Source organism: Stenotrophomonas pictorum JCM 9942 (genome assembly GCF_001310775.1).
GTDB classification, from domain to species: Bacteria; Pseudomonadota; Gammaproteobacteria; order Xanthomonadales; family Xanthomonadaceae; genus Stenotrophomonas; species Stenotrophomonas pictorum.
Map to the genome: position 1 here is coordinate 12,414 of NZ_BAZI01000005.1, position 17,244 is coordinate 29,657.

At 63.7% G+C, this 17,244-nt stretch carries 13 protein-coding genes, 1 other RNA gene and 5 pseudogenes; 15 read left to right on the top strand and 4 right to left on the bottom strand.

Annotated features, from left to right (window positions below; all coding sequences use genetic code 11):
• Positions 1-35: 35 nt before the first annotated feature.
• The 11 genes and pseudogenes from JCM9942_RS20465 to JCM9942_RS00980 all read left to right on the top strand — a co-directional run bounded on the left by JCM9942_RS20465 (position 36) and on the right by JCM9942_RS00980 (position 13,112).
• A pseudogene (locus tag JCM9942_RS20465) lies at positions 36-3,778 on the top strand (nitrate reductase subunit alpha).
• Positions 3,778-5,322 (top strand): nitrate reductase subunit beta, encoded by a 1,545-nt coding sequence (narH, locus tag JCM9942_RS00935; RefSeq protein ID WP_054656897.1) that lies wholly within the window; start codon positions 3,778-3,780, stop codon positions 5,320-5,322. Before JCM9942_RS20465 ends, narH begins: the two are co-directional and overlap by 1 nt.
• Positions 5,319-5,998: pseudogene (narJ, locus tag JCM9942_RS20470) on the top strand (nitrate reductase molybdenum cofactor assembly chaperone). The gene narH and the pseudogene narJ overlap by 4 nt, the downstream one beginning before the upstream one ends.
• Complete coding sequence (gene narI, locus JCM9942_RS00945; protein WP_054656899.1) at positions 5,995-6,702, top strand: respiratory nitrate reductase subunit gamma; 708 nt, start codon at positions 5,995-5,997, stop codon at positions 6,700-6,702. The pseudogene narJ and the gene narI overlap by 4 nt, the downstream one beginning before the upstream one ends.
• Positions 6,703-6,906: 204 nt before the next feature.
• A pseudogene (locus JCM9942_RS00950) lies at positions 6,907-7,601 on the top strand (peptidylprolyl isomerase).
• A gap of 23 nt (positions 7,602-7,624) precedes the next feature.
• Positions 7,625-8,956 carry an MFS transporter gene (locus JCM9942_RS00955; RefSeq protein ID WP_054656901.1) on the top strand — a complete coding sequence of 444 codons (1,332 nt, stop codon included), beginning with the start codon at positions 7,625-7,627 and terminating at the stop codon, positions 8,954-8,956.
• Between the two features lie 65 nt (positions 8,957-9,021).
• Entirely contained in the window at positions 9,022-10,212 is a 1,191-nt protein-coding gene (locus JCM9942_RS00960; protein WP_054656903.1) for an oxygen-independent coproporphyrinogen III oxidase, read from the top strand.
• A 7-nt stretch (positions 10,213-10,219) separates the two neighbouring features.
• Positions 10,220-11,006 (top strand): annotated as a pseudogene (locus JCM9942_RS00965) (helix-turn-helix domain-containing protein).
• 21 nt (positions 11,007-11,027) lie between these two features.
• Positions 11,028-11,768, top strand: coding sequence for a molybdate ABC transporter substrate-binding protein (gene modA / locus JCM9942_RS00970; RefSeq protein WP_054656905.1), 741 nt, complete (start codon positions 11,028-11,030; stop codon positions 11,766-11,768).
• Complete coding sequence (gene modB / locus JCM9942_RS00975; RefSeq protein ID WP_054656907.1) at positions 11,768-12,454, top strand: molybdate ABC transporter permease subunit; 687 nt, start codon at positions 11,768-11,770, stop codon at positions 12,452-12,454. Before modA ends, modB begins: the two co-directional genes overlap by 1 nt.
• Complete coding sequence (locus JCM9942_RS00980; RefSeq protein ID WP_054656910.1) at positions 12,444-13,112, top strand: sulfate/molybdate ABC transporter ATP-binding protein; 669 nt, start codon at positions 12,444-12,446, stop codon at positions 13,110-13,112. Before modB ends, JCM9942_RS00980 begins: the two co-directional genes overlap by 11 nt.
• Before the next feature lie 580 nt (positions 13,113-13,692).
• Here the strand turns inward: JCM9942_RS00980 and ssrA are convergent.
• Positions 13,693-14,046: a transfer-messenger RNA gene (ssrA, locus tag JCM9942_RS17980) on the bottom strand.
• Positions 14,047-14,103: 57 nt separating this feature from the next.
• Between ssrA and JCM9942_RS18730 the strand changes: the two genes are divergently transcribed.
• Entirely contained in the window at positions 14,104-14,256 is a 153-nt protein-coding gene (locus JCM9942_RS18730; protein WP_157722735.1) for a hypothetical protein, read from the top strand.
• Positions 14,257-14,450: 194 nt separating this feature from the next.
• On the opposite strand, the gene smpB is transcribed toward JCM9942_RS18730, so the two are convergent.
• Positions 14,451-14,954 carry an SsrA-binding protein SmpB gene (gene smpB / locus JCM9942_RS00990; RefSeq protein WP_054656914.1) on the bottom strand — a complete coding sequence of 168 codons (504 nt, stop codon included), beginning with the start codon at positions 14,952-14,954 and terminating at the stop codon, positions 14,451-14,453.
• Positions 14,955-15,004: 50 nt separating this feature from the next.
• Between smpB and JCM9942_RS00995 the strand changes: the two genes are divergently transcribed.
• Positions 15,005-15,433 (top strand): type II toxin-antitoxin system RatA family toxin, encoded by a 429-nt coding sequence (locus JCM9942_RS00995; RefSeq protein ID WP_054656916.1) that lies wholly within the window; start codon positions 15,005-15,007, stop codon positions 15,431-15,433.
• 3 nt (positions 15,434-15,436) lie between these two features.
• Positions 15,437-15,691: an RnfH family protein gene (locus JCM9942_RS01000; RefSeq protein ID WP_054656918.1), complete on the top strand. Its 255-nt coding sequence runs from the start codon at positions 15,437-15,439 to the stop codon at positions 15,689-15,691.
• Between the two features lie 17 nt (positions 15,692-15,708).
• On the opposite strand, the gene JCM9942_RS01005 is transcribed toward JCM9942_RS01000, so the two are convergent.
• Positions 15,709-16,101, bottom strand: a complete 393-nt coding sequence (locus tag JCM9942_RS01005; RefSeq protein ID WP_054656920.1) for an outer membrane protein assembly factor BamE — start codon at positions 16,099-16,101, stop codon at positions 15,709-15,711.
• A 105-nt stretch (positions 16,102-16,206) separates the two neighbouring features.
• Between JCM9942_RS01005 and fur the strand changes: the two genes are divergently transcribed.
• Positions 16,207-16,614, top strand: coding sequence for a ferric iron uptake transcriptional regulator (fur, locus tag JCM9942_RS01010; RefSeq protein WP_054656922.1), 408 nt, complete (start codon positions 16,207-16,209; stop codon positions 16,612-16,614).
• Positions 16,615-16,677: 63 nt separating this feature from the next.
• Here the strand turns inward: fur and JCM9942_RS01015 are convergent.
• Positions 16,678-17,244: pseudogene (locus JCM9942_RS01015) on the bottom strand (DNA repair protein RecN); the annotation flags it as partial.

Sequence of the window (17,244 nt, forward strand, 5' to 3'; positions counted from 1 at the left end):
GTCATGATGCAGAAGTTTGCGAACGGAGATTGACCATGAGCTACTTCCTTGATCGCTTGCAGTTCTTCAAGCGGGACCCACAACCCTTTGCCGATGGCCACGGGTTCAGCAAGAGCGAGAACCGCGACTGGGAGAACAGTTACCGCGCCCGCTGGCAGTACGACAAGATCGTGCGCTCCACCCACGGCGTGAACTGCACCGGCTCGTGCAGCTGGAAGATCTACGTCAAGAACGGCCTGGTCACCTGGGAAACCCAGCAGACCGACTATCCACGGACCCGCCCGGACCTGCCCAACCACGAGCCGCGTGGTTGTCCGCGTGGCGCCAGCTATTCCTGGTATCTGTACAGCGCCAACCGCCTCAAGTACCCGCTGATCCGCGGCACCTTGCTGCGCATGTGGCGGCAGGCACGCAAGACCCTGTCGCCGGTCGAGGCCTGGGCCAGCATCGTGCAGGACCCGGCCAAGTCGCGCGAGTACAAGCGCCGTCGTGGCATGGGCGGTTTCGTGCGGCTGAACTGGGACGAGGCCAACGAGATCATCGCCGCCTCCAACCTCTACACGACCAAGGAATACGGCCCGGACCGTATCGTTGGCTTCTCGCCGATTCCGGCCATGTCGATGGTGTCCTATGCCGCCGGTGCGCGCTATCTGTCGCTGCTCGGGGGCGCCTGCCTGTCGTTCTACGACTGGTATTGCGACCTGCCGCCGGCTTCGCCGCAGGTGTGGGGCGAGCAGACCGACGTGCCGGAATCGGCCGACTGGTACAACAGCCGCTACATCATCGCCTGGGGCTCGAACGTGCCGCAGACGCGCACGCCCGATGCGCATTTTTTCACCGAGGCGCGTTACAACGGTACCAAGACGGTGGCGATCTGCCCGGACTATTCCGAGCTGGCCAAGCTCACCGACCATTGGCTGCATCCCAAGCAGGGCACCGACGCTGCGCTGGCATTCGCTTTCGGCCACGTGATCCTGCGCGAATTCCACGTCGATACGCCCTCGCAGTACTTCCAGGACTACTGCCGCCAGTACTCGGACATGCCGATGCTGGTGCGCATCGAGCGCCGTGCCGATGGCCGACTCGTACCGGGCCACTTCCTGCGCGCCAGCGAACTGGGCGGGCTGGGCGAGAGCAACAACCCCGAATGGAAGACGCTGGCGTTCGATGAGAACAGCGGCGACATCACCGTGCCCAATGGTTCGGTCGGTTTCCGTTGGGGTGAGAAGGGCAAGTGGAACATCGAGCAGAAGGCCAGCGATGGCCATGAGACCCGCCTGCGGCTGAGTCTGGCCGATATCCATGACGGCATCGAGGCGGTGAGCTTCCCGTACTTTGGCGGCATCGAGAGCGACGGCTGGACCGCCGCGCCGGCCGAGGACGTGCTGGAGCGCAATATCCCGCTGCGCCGCCTGCCGCTGGCCGACGGCAGTGAGGCGCTGGTAGCCACCGTGTATGCCTGCTGCTGGCGCAGTACGGCGTGGATCGGGGTTTCGGCGGCGGCAATGTCGCCAGGAGTTTCGATGACAACGTGCCGGGTACGCCGGCCTGGCAGGAGCGCATCACCGGCGTGTCGCGCGCCGAGGTGATCGAGATCGCCCGCGAATTCGCCCGCACCGCCGACAAAACCCATGGCCGCAGCATGATCATCGTCGGCGCCGGCATGAACCACTGGTTCCACAACGACATGAACTATCGCGGCCTGATCAATATGCTGGTCATGTGCGGCTGCGTGGGCCAGACCGGCGGTGGCTGGGCCCATTACGTGGGCCAGGAAAAGCTGCGTCCGCAGACCGGCTGGCAGCCGCTGGCCTTCGGCCTGGACTGGAGCCGCCCGCCGCGGCAGATGAACGGCACCTCGTTCTTCTACTTCAATACCGGGCAGTGGCGTTACGAAAAGCTGCAGGTCAACGAACTGCTGTCGCCGCTGGCCGATCCTGCCAAGTACAGCGGCAGCCTGGCCGACCTCAACCTGCGTGCGGTGCGCATGGGCTGGCTGCCGAGCGCGCCGCAGCTGGACCGCAATCCGCTGCAGCTGGTGCGCGAGGCCGAACAGGCCGGCATCTCGCCGGCCGACTATGCGCTGTCCAAGTTCAAGGACGGTTCGCTGGACTTCGCCTTCGCCGATCCGGATGCCGCGCAGAACCACCCGCGCATGATGTTCATCTGGCGCTCCAACCTGCTCGGCTCCTCCGGCAAGGGCCACGAGTACATGCTGCGGCATCTGCTCGGCACCCGCCACGGCCTGCAGGGCAAGGACCTGGGCGAGATGGGCGCGGTCAAGCCCGAGGACGTGAAATGGCATGACGAGGCACCGGAAGGCAAGCTCGACCTGCTGGTGACGCTGGATTTCCGCATGTGCACCACCGCGCTGTACTCGGACATCGTGCTGCCGACTGCCACCTGGTACGAGAAGGACGACCTCAACACCTCGGACATGCATCCCTTCATCCACCCGCTGTCCAAGGCGGTGGACCCGGCCTGGGAATCGCGCAGCGACTGGGAAATCTTCAAGGGTGTCGCACGCACGCTCAGCGACATGGCGCCGGGCGTGCTCGGTGTCGAGAAGGACCTGGTGCTGGTGCCGACCCTGCACGACACGCCCAACGAACTGGGCATGCCGTTCGGCGTCGCCGACTGGAAGAAGGGCCAGTGCGAGGCCATTCCCGGCAAGACCATGCCGAGCATGGCGGTGGTCGAGCGCGACTATCCCAACCTCTACCGCAAGTTCACCTCGCTGGGCCCGCTGCTGGACAAGCTCGGCAACGGCGGCAAGGGAATGAGCTGGGATACCAAGCACGAGGTGGAATTCCTCGGCAAGCTCAACCACACCGTGCTGGACGAAGGCATCAGCCATGGCCGGCCGGCGATTGATACCGCCATCGACGCTTGCGAAGTGATCCTGCACCTGGCGCCGGAAACCAATGGCCATGTCGCGGTCAAGGCCTGGGAGTCGCTGGGCACCTTCACCGGCCGCGAGCACACGCATCTTGCGGTGGGCAAGGAACACGAGGCGATCCGCTTCCGTGACATCCAGGCGCAGCCGCGCAAGATCATTTCCTCGCCGATCTGGTCCGGCCTTGAAGACGACAACGTCAGCTACAACGCCGGCTACACCAATGTGCACGAGCTGATTCCCTGGCGCACGGTGACCGGCCGCCAGCAGTTCTACCAGGACCACGAGTGGATGATCGATTTCGGTGAGGCCTTCATGGGCTATCGACCGCCGGTCAACACCAAGACGGTGGCGCCGCTGCTGGGCAAGCGCTCCAACGGCAACAAGGAGATCGTGCTGAACTGGATCACTCCCCATCAGAAGTGGGGCATCCACAGCACCTACAGCGACAACCTGATCATGCAGACGCTGTCGCGTGGCGGCCCCATCGTCTGGTTGAGCGAGGACGACGCGCGCAATGCCGGCATCGAGGACAACGACTGGATCGAGTTGTTCAACGTCAACGGGGCGATCGCCGCGCGTGCGGTGGTCAGCCAGCGCGTGATGCCGGGCATGGCGATGATGTACCACGCCCAGGAACGCATCATCAATGTGCCCGGTTCGGAAATTTCCGGTACCCGCGGCGGTATCCACAACTCGGTGACACGCATCGTGCTCAAGCCCACCCACATGATCGGCGGCTACGCGCAGCTTGCCTGGGGTTTCAACTACTACGGTACCTGCGGCACAAACCGCGACGAGTTCGTGATTGTGCGCAAGATGGACAGGATCGACTGGCTGGACGGCGAAGAGACCGCAGTTTCCGCCCGGGAGGTGGTGTGATGAAAGTTCGTGCCCAGATTGCGATGGTGTTGAACCTGGACAAGTGCATTGGCTGTCATACCTGTTCGATCACCTGCAAGAACGTGTGGACCTCGCGCGAGGGCGTCGAGTACGCCTGGTTCAACAACGTCGAGACCAAGCCGGGTATCGGCTATCCCAAGGAATGGGAAAACCAGGAGAAGTGGAACGGCGGCTGGGTGCGCACCCGCGCCGGCAAGCTGGTGCCACGCGCCGGCGGTCGCTGGCGCATGCTGGCCAAGATCTTCGCCAATCCGGATCTCCCGCAGATCGACGACTACTACGAGCCGTTCGATTTCGACTACCAGCATCTGCACGATGCACCGGATCTGAAACACCAGCCGACCGCGCGGCCGCGTTCGCTGCTCACAGGCGAGCGGATGCAGAAGATCGAGTGGGGGCCGAACTGGGAGGAGATCCTGGGCACTGAATTCAGCAAGCGTTCGCGCGACTACAACTTCGACCAGGTGCAGAAGGAGATCTACGGCGCCTTCGAAAAGACCTTCATGATGTATCTGCCGCGCCTGTGCGAGCACTGCCTCAATCCGGCCTGCGTTTCTGCCTGTCCGTCTGGCGCGATCTACAAGCGTGAGGAGGATGGCATCGTCCTGATCGACCAGGACAAGTGCCGGGGCTGGCGCATGTGCGTGTCGGCCTGTCCGTACAAGAAGATCTACTACAACTGGAAGAGCGGCAAGTCCGAGAAATGCATCTTCTGCTACCCGCGGATCGAGATGGGCGAGCCCACGGTGTGTTCGGAAACCTGTGTGGGGCGTATCCGCTACCTCGGCGTGATGCTCTATGACGCCGACCGCATTGCCGAGGCGGCCTCGGTTGCAGCCGAGAAGGACCTGTACCAGGCGCACCTGGATATCTTCCTGGACCCGGAAGATCCGAAGGTGATCGAAGCGGCACGGGCCGAGGGTATTCCGGACAGCTGGCTGGAAGCGGCCAAGGCCTCGCCGGTGTACAAACTGGCCATCGACTGGAAGCTGGCGCTGCCACTGCACCCGGAGTACCGCACCTTGCCGATGGTCTGGTACGTGCCGCCGCTGTCGCCGATCCAGTCGGCGGCCGAGCGCGGCCGCGTCGGTATGAGTGGCGAGTTGCCGGACATCGCCTCGCTCCGCATCCCGGTGCGGTATCTGGCCAACATGCTCTCGGCCGGCGACGAGATGCCGGTGGTGCGTGCGCTCGAACGCCTGATGGCGATGCGCGCCTGGCGCCGGGCCAAGAACGTGGACGGTGTCGAGGACCACAAGGTGCTCGACCAGGTGGGGTTGACGGCGGCGCAGGCCGAGGACATGTATCGCTACCTGGCCATCGCCAATTACGAAGACCGTTTCGTCATTCCCAGCGCCCACCGCGAGTACGCCAATGATGCCTTCGGTGAGCGCGGCGGCTGCGGTTTCACCTTCGGCAACGGTTGCAATGGCGACAGCCCGGCGGATCTGTTCAGCCAGCGCAAGAGCACCACGTACGCGGTGCACCCCAACCGTCAACATCGTCATGAGGTGTCCAAATGAGCCTGCTGAAGTTGATCGGAGTGTTGCTGGACTATCCACGTGACGAGCTTTGGCAGCACGGCGAGGAGCTGCTCGAAGCCTGCGACGATCCGGCGCTGTCGCCGGCCCGACGCAGGCAGTTGCAGGGCTTCGTCCGTGACCTGCTGGCCACCGATCCGCTGGATGCGCAGGATCGCTGGTTGGCCACCTTCGACCGTGGCCGCTCGATGAGCCTGTTGATTTTCGAGCATATCCATGGCGAGTCGCGCGACCGGGGCCAGGCCATGGTGGATCTGATCGACGCCTATCGGCGCAATGGCTTTGAGCTCGATGCCAGGGAATTACCGGACTACCTGCCTTGCTGCTGGAGTATCTGTCGCACCGGCCGCAGGCCGAGGCCAAGGACTGGCTGCACCACATCGGCCATATCGCCGGCATGCTGGCCGCGCGGGCCGCGGAACGTAAGCTGCCGCATGCGGTGTTGCTGGAGATCCTGGTGGAAATGGGCGAGGGCAAGGTTGACCTCGCGCTGTTGCGCCAGCGTGCCAGCGAGGAAGTGCGCGATGACACCGTCGAAGCCATGGACCGCCTGTGGGAGGAGGAGGCCGTGCGCTTTGGCACCGATGCCCCCTCGCAGGATTGCGATCCTCCCCACCGTTCACCCGCCCGCGCCGTGCACCGGGAGATACAGCCATGAACTACTACCTGAACCAGTTCGCCTTCCAGTTCTATCCTTATATCGCCGTGGCGGTGCTGCTTATCGGCAGCTGGGCACGCTATGACAAAGCGATGTACAGCTGGCGCACCGGCTCCAGCCAGCTGTTGTCCGACCGCGGCATGCGGATCGGCAGCAACTGCTTCCATATCGGCATCCTGGCGATTCTGGGTGGCCACCTGGTCGGACTGCTGACACCGCATGGGGTGTATGAGCACTTCATCACCTCCTCGCAAAAGCAGTTGCTGGCGATGGTGGTCGGTGGCCTCTTCGGTGCGCTGTGCTTCATCGGCATCGTGATCCTGCTGGTGCGCCGCCTGACCAATGCACGCGTGCGTGCCACCGGCAACTTCGGGGACGTGCTGGTGCTGGTGCTGCTGTTCGCGCAGCTGTGCCTGGGCATGTACAGCATCCGCATCTCGGCCGGGCACATGGATGGGAGCGTGATGGTCATGCTGGCCGAGTGGGCGCAGCACATCGTGACGTTCCGTGCCGGCGCTGCCGACTACGTCGAAGGCGTGCACTGGGTCTACAAGCTGCACATCTTCCTTGGCCTGACGCTGTTCCTGATCGCACCGTTCACCCGTCTGGTGCATGTCTGGAGCATCCCGATCAGCTATCTGTGGCGGCCGTACCAGGTGGTGCGCCGCCGCCAGGCCACGCTGCGCTACGGCCCGAGGGAGTGAGCCATGGGCAGCCTGCCAAGAATCCTGCCGATCACCGTGATCGACTCGGCCCAGCCGGTGCCGGTCGAAGCCGATCATCACCACGACGACGCGGCGCAGCAGGGGCCACGCTCGCTTGGGCAGCCGGCACCGTGCAGTCTGTTTGTCGATGACACACCCATCAGCGAGGCCGAGATAGCCCGCGAGATGCAGTTCCACCGCGCGATGCGGCCGGAACAGGCGCGTGCCGATGCCGCCCGTGCCCTGGTGGTGCGCGAACTGCTGCGTCGTGAGGCCCAGCGGCTGGGCCTGCACCAAGAGCAGGGCGACGGCGTCCATACGGATGAGGAACTGCAGATCCAGCGCCTGCTCGAGCAGCAGGTGGAGGACCGTGTGCCGAGCGAGAACGATTGTCGTCGCTATTTCGAGCAGAACCCCGAGCGCTTTCGTTCGCCCGACCGTATCCGCGTACGCCACATCCTGCTGGCTGCGCCCGCGGACGATATCGCCGGCCGCTTCAAGGCCCGCACCCAGGCCGAGCAGCTGATCGCGCAGCTGGCTGAGCAGCTGCATCTGTTCGCCGATCTGGCACAGCGTTATTCGCAATGTCCCTCGAGCAGAGAAGGTGGCGAGCTGGGATGCTGCAGCGCGGCCAGACCACGCCGGAGTTCGATCGGCAGGTCTTCCGGCTGCGCCAGGGGTTGGCGGGCTTTCCGGTGGAATCCCGCTGGGGTTACCACGTGGTCAGTGTGGATGCGCTTGAAGCTGGGCAGTCGCAGCGCTTCGAGCAGGTCCACACACAGATCCGCGACTACCTGGAGCTACAGGTGCGCCAGCGCAACGTGCAGCAGTTCCTGTTGGAGCTGCGAGAGCGCTATCCCGTCCGCGGTCTTCAAGAAATTGAAGCCTTGGCCGAATGAACTGACGTTCTGGAGGAGTGGCGATGAGCCAAAGTCTGCAAGCAGTCACCCATGGGCAGCAACAACGCGCGTTGTGGTTGAGTACGTTCGCTTTCACCGTCTGTTTTGCGGTGTGGATGATCTTCTCGATCATCGGTATCCAGATCAGCGCGCAACTGGGATTGAACGACACCCAGTTCGGTCTGCTGATCGCCACCCCGGTGTTGACGGGCTCGTTGAGCCGGGTGTTCCTGGGCATCTGGGCCGACCAGTTCGGTGGCCGCAAGGTGCTGGTGCTGGTGATGCTGTGCGGCGCCGTCGCCACCTGGATGCTCACGTATGCGCACACCTACCCGCAGTTCCTGTTCGCCGCGTTGTGTGTGGGTATCGCCGGTGGCAGCTTCTCGGTGGGGGTGGCCTATGTGTCCAAGTGGTTCCCGGTCAGCAAGCAGGGAACCGCGCTGGGCATTTTCGGTGCGGGCAACATCGGTTCGGCAGTCACCAAGCTGCTGGCGCCGATGGTGATGGTGGCCGCCGGTTGGACCATGGTGGCCAAGATCTGGGCGGTCGGTCTGGCCGTTGCCGCCGTGCTGTTCTACCTCTTCAGCAAGGAGGACCCGCAGCTGGAACAGCGTCGCCGTGATGGCGTCAAGCCGATGCCGTTCTCCGAGCAGATGGCGCCGTTGAAGAACCTGCAGGTGTGGCGCTTCTCGCTGTACTACTTTTTCGTGTTCGGCGGCTTCGTGGCACTGGCGCTGTGGCTGCCGCATTATCTGGTGGGCGCCTACGGCATGGACGTGGCGACGGCTGGCATGCTGGCGGCCTGCTATTCGATTCCGGCCAGTCTGTTCCGCGTGGTCGGTGGCTGGCTGTCCGATCGCATCGGCGCCCGCCGGGTGATGTACTGGACCTTCAGCGTCTCGGTCATCTGCACCTTCCTGCTGGCCTATCCAGACACCGAATACGTGGTGAAGGGCATCAACGGTGAGCTTCGCTTCCACCTGGCCATCGGCGTGACCCTGTTCACCGTGCTGGTGTTCGTACTGGGGTTCTTCATGTCGCTGGGCAAAGCGGCGGTATACAAGCACATCCCGGTGTACTACCCCCACCACGTAGGTGCGGTAGGGGGTGTGGTAGGCATGATCGGTGGTCTGGGGGGGTTCATCCTGCCTATCGCGTTCGGCGCCTTGAATGATGCCGTGGGTATCTGGAGCAGCTGCTTCATGCTGCTGTTCGTGGTGGTGGCCGCAGCGCTGGCGTGGATGCATTTCGCGATCCGTCGCATGGAACGCCGACACTTCCCGCAGCTGGATGGCGAAACCGATCTGCCGGAAGCCATTGACGCCGGTGCCGCCGAAAAGCTGCGGCGCGTTTGATCTATATCAGGGAGCAGGGGCGCGGCGTGCGCGAGGATGCAGACATACCAGTGGAGACCGCCGGGATGGACGACACCTCGTTGCACGCCGCATTGCTGGAGCAGCCGCAGCATGTCCTGTTTCCTGCATCCGGGCAGCTCAGTCACGGGTTCGGCGAGGCAGGGTGGCGTGCGGCGATGCTGGCCAGCAACGAACACCTGATACCGCGCGACCTTACCTTGGGCTTCTGTGCCCCGCAGGGGGGCAGGGAGGATCCGGACGGGTTGCTTGAGGCGCTGCTGAACAGTCTTCGCCTGCATGCCAGCGTGGTGGCCGGTGATCGTGAAGTGGGCGCGATGGTGCTGCAGCTGGGCATGGCCGAGCATCTGCCGCCGCCGCTGCTTGGACGTCTCCTTGATGCCGTGCCACATCATCTTTCCACCATCGCCCGGCCACAGGTGGAGGTCAGGCTGGACGCGGCCAGCGGGATTGCGCCGGGCGCACTGCGTGAGGTGGGCTGCACGCGGCTGACCGTGATCGACCATGCCGGCGCCGATGGCCCGGCGGTGCTGGCGCAAGGCCTGCATGCCGGGTTCACCGCATGCTATTACCAGTTGCGCATACCGGCACGGGATGACCTCTCCTTCCTGCAACGCCTCCAGGCCGTGCTGGCGTCGGCACCCGATCGCCTGCTGCTGCCTGCGCCGTGTGTGCTGCCAAGCCAACCGGCAGCGGCGCACTGGCTGCAGGCCTGGCGAATGGTCCGTGCCGCGGGCTATCGCCCCATCGGCGGAGACCACTACCAGCGTCCTGACCTCACCCTGCCGGTACGCAATGGCGATGGCCAGCGCTACTGTGACTTGCTGGGCGTGCCGCGGCGCAAGCGCCACGACCTCCTCGGAATCGGGCCAGGCGCGAGCAGCCAGATTGGCAATGTCATGTGTGAGATCGAGTCGCAGCCGCAGCGGTGGCGTCAATGTCTGGCGGCGGGCCAGCCGGGTGTGGCAGCCGGGCTGATCCTGTCCGGGCAGGAATGTCTGGTTGACGAGGTGGTACAAAGTCTTGCGTGTGACCATGCACTGGACATGCGTGCATTCGAATGGCGCAACACCGTGCCATTCGAGGAGTTTTTCAAGGATGCGATGGCGCGGGTTCCCTCCTTCATCCAGTGCGGTTGGCTGCAGCGCGAAGGTCACGTGTTGCGGATCCAGCATGAAGGTGAGCTGTTGTGGCGTACGATTGCGGCGTGCTTCCGGCCTTCGACTGCTTCTGCATGATTTCGGAATGAATTCCTCCAGCCCAGCATCACGCGGTCCACCGGGAGCCGCCATCACCAATCCTGCCGCCGCCAACGACGGTGACGCCTTGAAATTCTGCAGCACCTGCGCGTTTTCCGATGCCTGCACTTCGCAGGGCTATGAAGGGCTATGACAAGGGCGCGCTCGCCGAGCTGCACGTGCTGGTCGATCATGTCGGACCCTATCACGCCGGACAGTACATCTTCCGCGCCGGCGAGCCGTTTGAGGCCATCGCCGCCGTGCGCGCCGGCGTGGTCAAAACCTTCATCGATGACAGCCTGGGAAACGAGCAGGTACTGGGATTCAGTCTGCCGGGAGAGGTGATCGGCCTCAATGCGATCCATGGTGAGCGCTATCCCTGCAACGCGGTGGCGCTGGACACCGTGTCGCTGTGCCGGATCTCGTTTCCCCGCCTCAGCCTGCTGGCAACACGGATGCCGACACTGCAGGCCAAGCTGTTCAGCCTGCTCAGTGCGGAGATCGGCAAGGCCGCCGTGCTGGCGGCCAATTACCGCACCGAGGAGCGTATGGCCGCATTCTTGCTGGATATCTCCGCCCGCTACAGCCGGCGCGGATTTTCAGCCAATCGCTTCAATCTGACCATGACCCGCTCGGAGATCGCCAATTACCTGCGCATGGCGCCGGAAACCGCCAGCCGGGTGCTGCGACGCCTGAGCGATGACAAGGTCATCCTGGTCAACCAGCGGGAAATCATCCTGCTGCAGCCGGAACGGCTGGCGCAGATGGCGGCCCAGGACGATGCGAACGCGTGATGCCCGAACCAGGACCTGTCCATGAACACGTTGTTGTCATTGGTACTGATGTTTGCCGCGATTCCGGCCGCCGCCGTCGAACTGACCGTGTCGGCCGCGTCAAGCTTGACCGAAAGCTTCCGTGAAATAGCCGCAGCCTATGAAGCGGTGAATCCAGACATCCGTGTGGATCTGAATTTCGCCGCCTCCGGTGTGCTGCTGCAGCAGATCGCGCGCGGGGCACCGGTGGATGTATTCGCCTCGGCCGATCAAGCCACGATGGCGCTGGCCGCACAACGTGGTCTGGTGGTGCCTGCGACGCGGCAGATATTCGCCGTGAACAGCCTGTGGGTGGTGGTGCCGCCGCAGGCTCGGGGAAAGCCGGCATCACTGGTGGCATTGGCCGAACCGGGAGTCAGGCGGATAACCATCGGCAATCCGGACAGCGTACCGGCCGGGCGCTACGCGCGCGAGGTGCTGCAGCAGGCGGGTCTGTGGCAAGCGCTGCAGCCGCGGATGATCAACACCCAGAATGTACGCCAGTCGCTGGACTACGTGGCACGGGGCGAGGTGGATGCCGGTTTCGTCTATGCCACCGACGCGCAGGCGATGCCTGGTCGCGTACATCGCGCGTTCCAGGTGCCGGTTCCGGGCGGCATCAGCTATCCGCTGGCAATGGTGAGAACGACGCGATCTCCCGCGCATGCACGTGCCTTCATGGCTTTCGTGCGTTCAGCGCAAGGGCAGGCCATTCTGCGCAGACATGGTTTCGGCAGTCCCTGATGGTCGACCTGGATTGGAGTGCCTTGTGGTTGTCGCTGAAGGTCGCCGGTTGGGCCACGCTGCTCAATCTCGTGTTCGGTGTCGCCTTGGGCGCGCTGCTGGCGCGGCGGCGCTTTCCAGGACGTGAGTTGCTGGACACGGTTCTCACTTTGCCGATGGTGCTGCCGCCCACCGTGCTCGGTTACTACCTGCTGGTACTGATCGGCAGCCATGGTCCGCTGGGAGCATGGCTGCTGGACAGCTTCGGTATCAATCTGCTTTTCACTTGGCAGGCGGCGGTGGTTGCCGCTGCAGTGGCATCGTTTCCGCTGGTGTTCAAGCCGGCCCGGGCGGCGTTCGAGAACGTCGACACCCAGCTGGAGCAGGCTGCGCGCACGCTGGGAATTTCCGAGATGGCGCTGTTCTTCCGGGTGACGCTGCCCTTGGCATGGCGCGGAATTCTGGCCGGTCTGTTGCTGGCGTTCGCGCGTGCGATGGGCGAATTCGGCGCCACCATCATGGTGGCTGGCAGTATTCCCGGGCGCACCCAGACCCTGTCCATCGCCATCTACGAGGCAGTGCAGGCAGGCAACGATGGACGTGCCAATCTGCTGGTGATGGTGTCCTCGGTGGTTTGCATCAGCGTGCTTCTGCTCGCCTCGCGGCTGGTGGGGCGACAGCCAGGAGGCACACGTGATGTGGCTTGAGCTGGAGATCGCCTGCCACCTGCAAGCCGCCGGCCAGCATTTCCATCTGCAGGCGGAGCTGCGTTGCAGCCAGCCCCGCGTGGTGTTGTTTGGTCCTTCAGGCGCGGGCAAGAGCCTCACACTGAAAGCCGTGGCTGGCCTGTTGCGGCCGGACAGCGGCCTGATCCGGCTGCATGGCCATACGTTGTTTAATGCCCGTGCGGGTGTCCACCTGTCACCACAACGGCGTCGGATCGGTTATGTGTTTCAGGACTACGCATTGTTTCCGCATCTGAGCGTGCGCCAGAACGTGGGCTTCGGTCTACAGCGCGGTTGGCGCAACCCGGCGCGCGGGAGCCGTATCGCGGCGGTGGAGCAGTGGTTGCAGGCGTTCCGCATCGAGCACATCGGCGATCTGCTGCCTGCACAGATCTCCGGTGGGCAGCGCCAGCGCACTGCACTGGCGCGCGCACTGGTGACGCAACCGCAGGCGCTGTTGCTGGATGAACCGTTCGCGGCGCTGGATCACCACTTGCGCGCGCACTTGCGTCAGGAGCTGGAGACGGTCCTGGACCAGACCGGCATTCCGCTGCTGCTGATCAGCCATGACCCGGAGGACATGGACATGTTCGGCCAACAGGTGACGCATCTGGTCGAGGGCCGGATAAAGAGTGGTTGATGGCTGTCCGCAGCGTGGCTGTGCCAATGATCGGCCCAGCGCTCGGGTGGAAGACCCTGGCGCGCCGCGCCGGCAGCGGCACGTCCATCAGAGGGAGCCAGCAGGAGCGCTGCTTGCCAGTTGCGACTTTGTGCGCGCGCTTTCCAGAGCGCGTGCTGCTTGGCGGGGCCTTGGCCTGAGGCGGTGGGCTGACGTTTACGCGCCGCCCGTCAACGCAGTGCCCGTTGCAATCTTGCCTTTGCTGACAAGTACATGGCCGGGGAAGGGGGGCGTCCAAGGGAACGGGTCTTTCCTCTCTGTGTATCCCAACCTTGTAGCGCCCCGCCTTGCGACTCCAGAGGGGAGGAAATGGCCGCCGTCTTTGAAAGCAGCGGGCGTCGCGGACCTGCTTTTGCCGATCGCAACATCGCTAAGGAGCATTGAGGGCCATGCTTCATGCGCAGTTACCGCGCCCTGGATTGCCCAGTGTTGCCCCGCGTGGTTATGGGCGCTGTCGGACTGTCGCAGGCACAAAAAAGGCCGGAACCTTTGATTTCTCTAGGGTTTCCAGCCTTTGTTGTACCGTCCCAAGACGGCTATATGGTGGAGGTGGGCGGAATTGAACCGCCGTCCGAAGGCACTCCATCCCCGGTACTACATGCTTAGCTTACCGTTGGGTCTCGTCCTGTGGCAGCACGGTATGCGAAGCGCACCCCAAGACCAGCCTGTTTTGGTTAAGCCGTGACTGACAGGCAGCCGTCACAGCCGGTTCCGTGATAATGACCCTACATCCACGAGCACGGGCACAAGTGGGTTCGGGGCTTACGCCTTAAGCGGCGAGAGCGTAGTTGTCGTCGTTGGCAACTAGAGTTTTGCAGCTGGATTTACGAGGAAAGCTACCCCCTCGGCATGCACCAAGCGACTTCATAACCCCCGTCGAAACCAGTGCACCCCCGATTTCTTCGAGCCTTACAAGTCTTCAGCGATCCGTCCGCTATTGCGGGGCGGGCCGATGCTCGACGTGGGTGATGGTACGGCAAAGCGTCTGAATCGTCACGCGCTGCGCGCCGGTGCGCGGCTGGTCGGTTCATCTGACGCCCATCCTTTCGCCGTGTTTCTGGTGCAAATGCTGAATAGGCGGGGCACACGCGCCGCCCTCAAATGAAATGCGTCGGGTGCAGGTGCGATCAGCGAACCGTGGCTGTATAGACAGGCCGATGCAGACGCTCCGGGATCAGGTGGAGCGGCTGGCGCGTCGCTAACTGTTGTGTCGAATGCCGGACTGGAAACCAATCCAAGCGGGGCCAGCATCGCCGGGGCGTTCCGCGCGCCGGAGCGGCCAAGCGCGCAGGGGTTTGCTCAGGCGCTACGGTTGTGCGCACGCATGGCGCGCTGCTTCTCGCGGGCCCAGTCACGGTCCTTGGCGGCATCGCGCTTGTCGTGATCCTGTTTGCCCTTGGCCAGCGCGATCTCGAGCTTGATCTTGTTCTTGCGCCAGTACATCGCGGTGGGCACCAGGGTATAGCCCTCACGCTCGACGCGGCCGATCAGCTTGTCGATCTCACGGCGGTGCAGCAGCAGTTTGCGCTGACGGCGGTCTTCAGCCACGACGTGGGTGGAGGCCTGGATCAGCGGGGTGATCTGCGCGCCGATCAGGTAGATCTCGCCATCTTTCACATATGCATAGGCGTCGGTCATATTGCCGCGACCGGCGCGGATGGCCTTGACCTCCCAGCCTTGCAGCACCAGTCCAGCCTCGACACGCTCCTCAAGGTGGTATTCGTGACGGGCACGCTTGTTGAGCGAGATGGTTTTGTCGACCGTCGCGCTCTTTGCTTTATCCTTGCCGGGTTTCTTGCTCATTTACATATTGTCTCCGATTCGGGGGCGTTCCGGACATTCTTTGTAATCCCATGCCTACCATCCGCCGCAGCGCTTTGGTCGAACACTCCGCAGGATGCATGTTCGACTTGGTCAATGACGTCTCCGCCTATCCGCGCCGCTTCCGCTGGTGCGACAAGGCCGAGATCCTGGAGCAGGGCGGTGATCGCGTTGTTGCCCGGCTCGATCTGGGGCTGGGCTCGTTCCGGACCTGGTTCATGACCGAGAACACGTTGCAGCGTCCGCACAGTATCGATATGCAGTTGCGTGATGGCCCGTTCAAGCGCCTGCACGGACGCTGGGAATTCCACTCGCTGGCGGAAGATGCCTGCAAGGTGACGTTGACGCTGGAGTTCGAGCCAACCTCGCGCTTGTTGGGTCCGGCGTTGGCGCTGGGTTTTCAGGGGCTGGCCGATCGCATGGTCAATGACTTCGTGCGCGTGGCCGATCAGGAGGCCTGAGGCATGCGCGTGGAAGTAGTGCTGGCCTGGCCGGATCGTTATCTCCGCCGCGAGCTGCAGTTGCCGGAAGGTTGCGTCGTGGCAGATGCGCTTGCAGAAGCGGCGCTGGTCGCAGACGGCGAAGTGGTGGCCTGCGCGGTTCATGGCGTCGTCGCGCGTCCAGAGCAGGTGCTTCGGGACGGGGATCGCATTGAGATGCTGCGGCCGCTGGTGGCCGATCCCAAGGAAAATCGCCGCCGGCGTGCGCGCGGCGGCTGACGTTCAGCAGGCGGCGATCAGCGGCCGCCCTTCTTCTTGTCCTTGGCCAGATTGCGACCGAACTGGCGCACGCTGTTCTTGGCCAGCTCCGCATCCTGGGTGGCGAAGTAGTCGCCTTCCCAGCGCGTCACTGCATCGTTCTCGAAGAAAACAGTGAAATTCTTCACTTCGGTCTTGCCCAGGCGGTTCACACGTTGGCTGGCGGTGTAGTCCCAGCGCTGGGCGTGGAACGGGTCAGCAATGGAAGGTGTGCCCAGCAGCGCGTTGACCTGCTGCTTGCTCTGGCCGACCTGCAATTGCGCCACGGACTGCTCGCGGATCAGGTTGCCCTGATAGATGGGCTGCTTGTAGATGATGCCGCAGCCAGTAGTGGACAGGGCGACAACGGCGATCAACAGGAGGTTGCGCATTGGGTAGGGCGGTTTTAGGAAATCAGGCCGATGATACACTCCCCGGCACCCTGCGCGATCTGACAGGAGACAACTGGCGTTAAACCGCCAATGAACAGGATGGCTATGGAATCCAACGAGCTGCGCAAAGTCGGTTTGAAAGTGACGCATCCCCGCATGCGCATTCTCGCTTTGCTCGAGCAGAACACCCCGCATCACCACCTTACGGCCGAAGACATCTATCGCCAGCTGCTTGATTGCGGCGATGAGATAGGTCTGGCCACGGTCTACCGTGTGCTGACTCAGTTCGAGGCGGCCGGTCTGGTGCTCAAGCACAATTTCGAAGGCGGTCAGGCAGTCTACGAGCTGGATCGCGGCGCCCACCATGACCATATGGTGGACATGGATACCGGCAAGATTATCGAATTTGAAAGTGCCGAGATCGAGGAGCTGCAGCGGAAGATCGCCGCCGAGCACGGGTTCGAGCTCGAAGAGCACTCGCTGGTGCTGTACGTTCGCAAGAAGCGGCGTTGAGCCCGGCTGCGGCGGAGCATCATCTGATCTTAAAAAAACCGGCGCATGCGCCGGTTTTATTTCTCACACTTCTGCCAGCAACTTGCGGGCCGCGGCGCGGGCCTCCTTGCTGACCTCGGCGCCGCCGAGCATGCGCGCCAGCTCTTCCTCGCGGCCCTTGCCGTCGAGCAGCTCCACCGCGCTCTGGGTCATGCCTTCCACCGGCGCCTTGCTGACCCGATAGTGGGCGTGACCCTTGGAGGCGACCTGTGGCAGGTGGGTCACGCACAGCACCTGGCGGCGTTCGCCCAGCGCCCGCAGCTTGCTGCCGACGATGTCGGCGATGGCGCCGCCGATGCCCGAGTCCACCTCGTCGAACACCATCGTGGGCACCGCGTCCAGGCCCAGTGCGGCCACCTCGATGGCCAGTGAAATACGCGACAGCTCGCCGCCGGAGGCGACCTTGCGCAGCGCCCGCGCCGGCTGGCCGGCATTGGCAGCCACCAGGAATTCGACCCGCTCGGCGCCATTGGGGTCCGGGCGGAGCTGCGCCTGCGGTTCCAGCTCGATCCGGAACTGGCCACCGCCCATACCCAGTTCGCCAATCAGTTCAGTGGTGGTCTGCGACAGCGCCGCGGCTGCCCGGGTGCG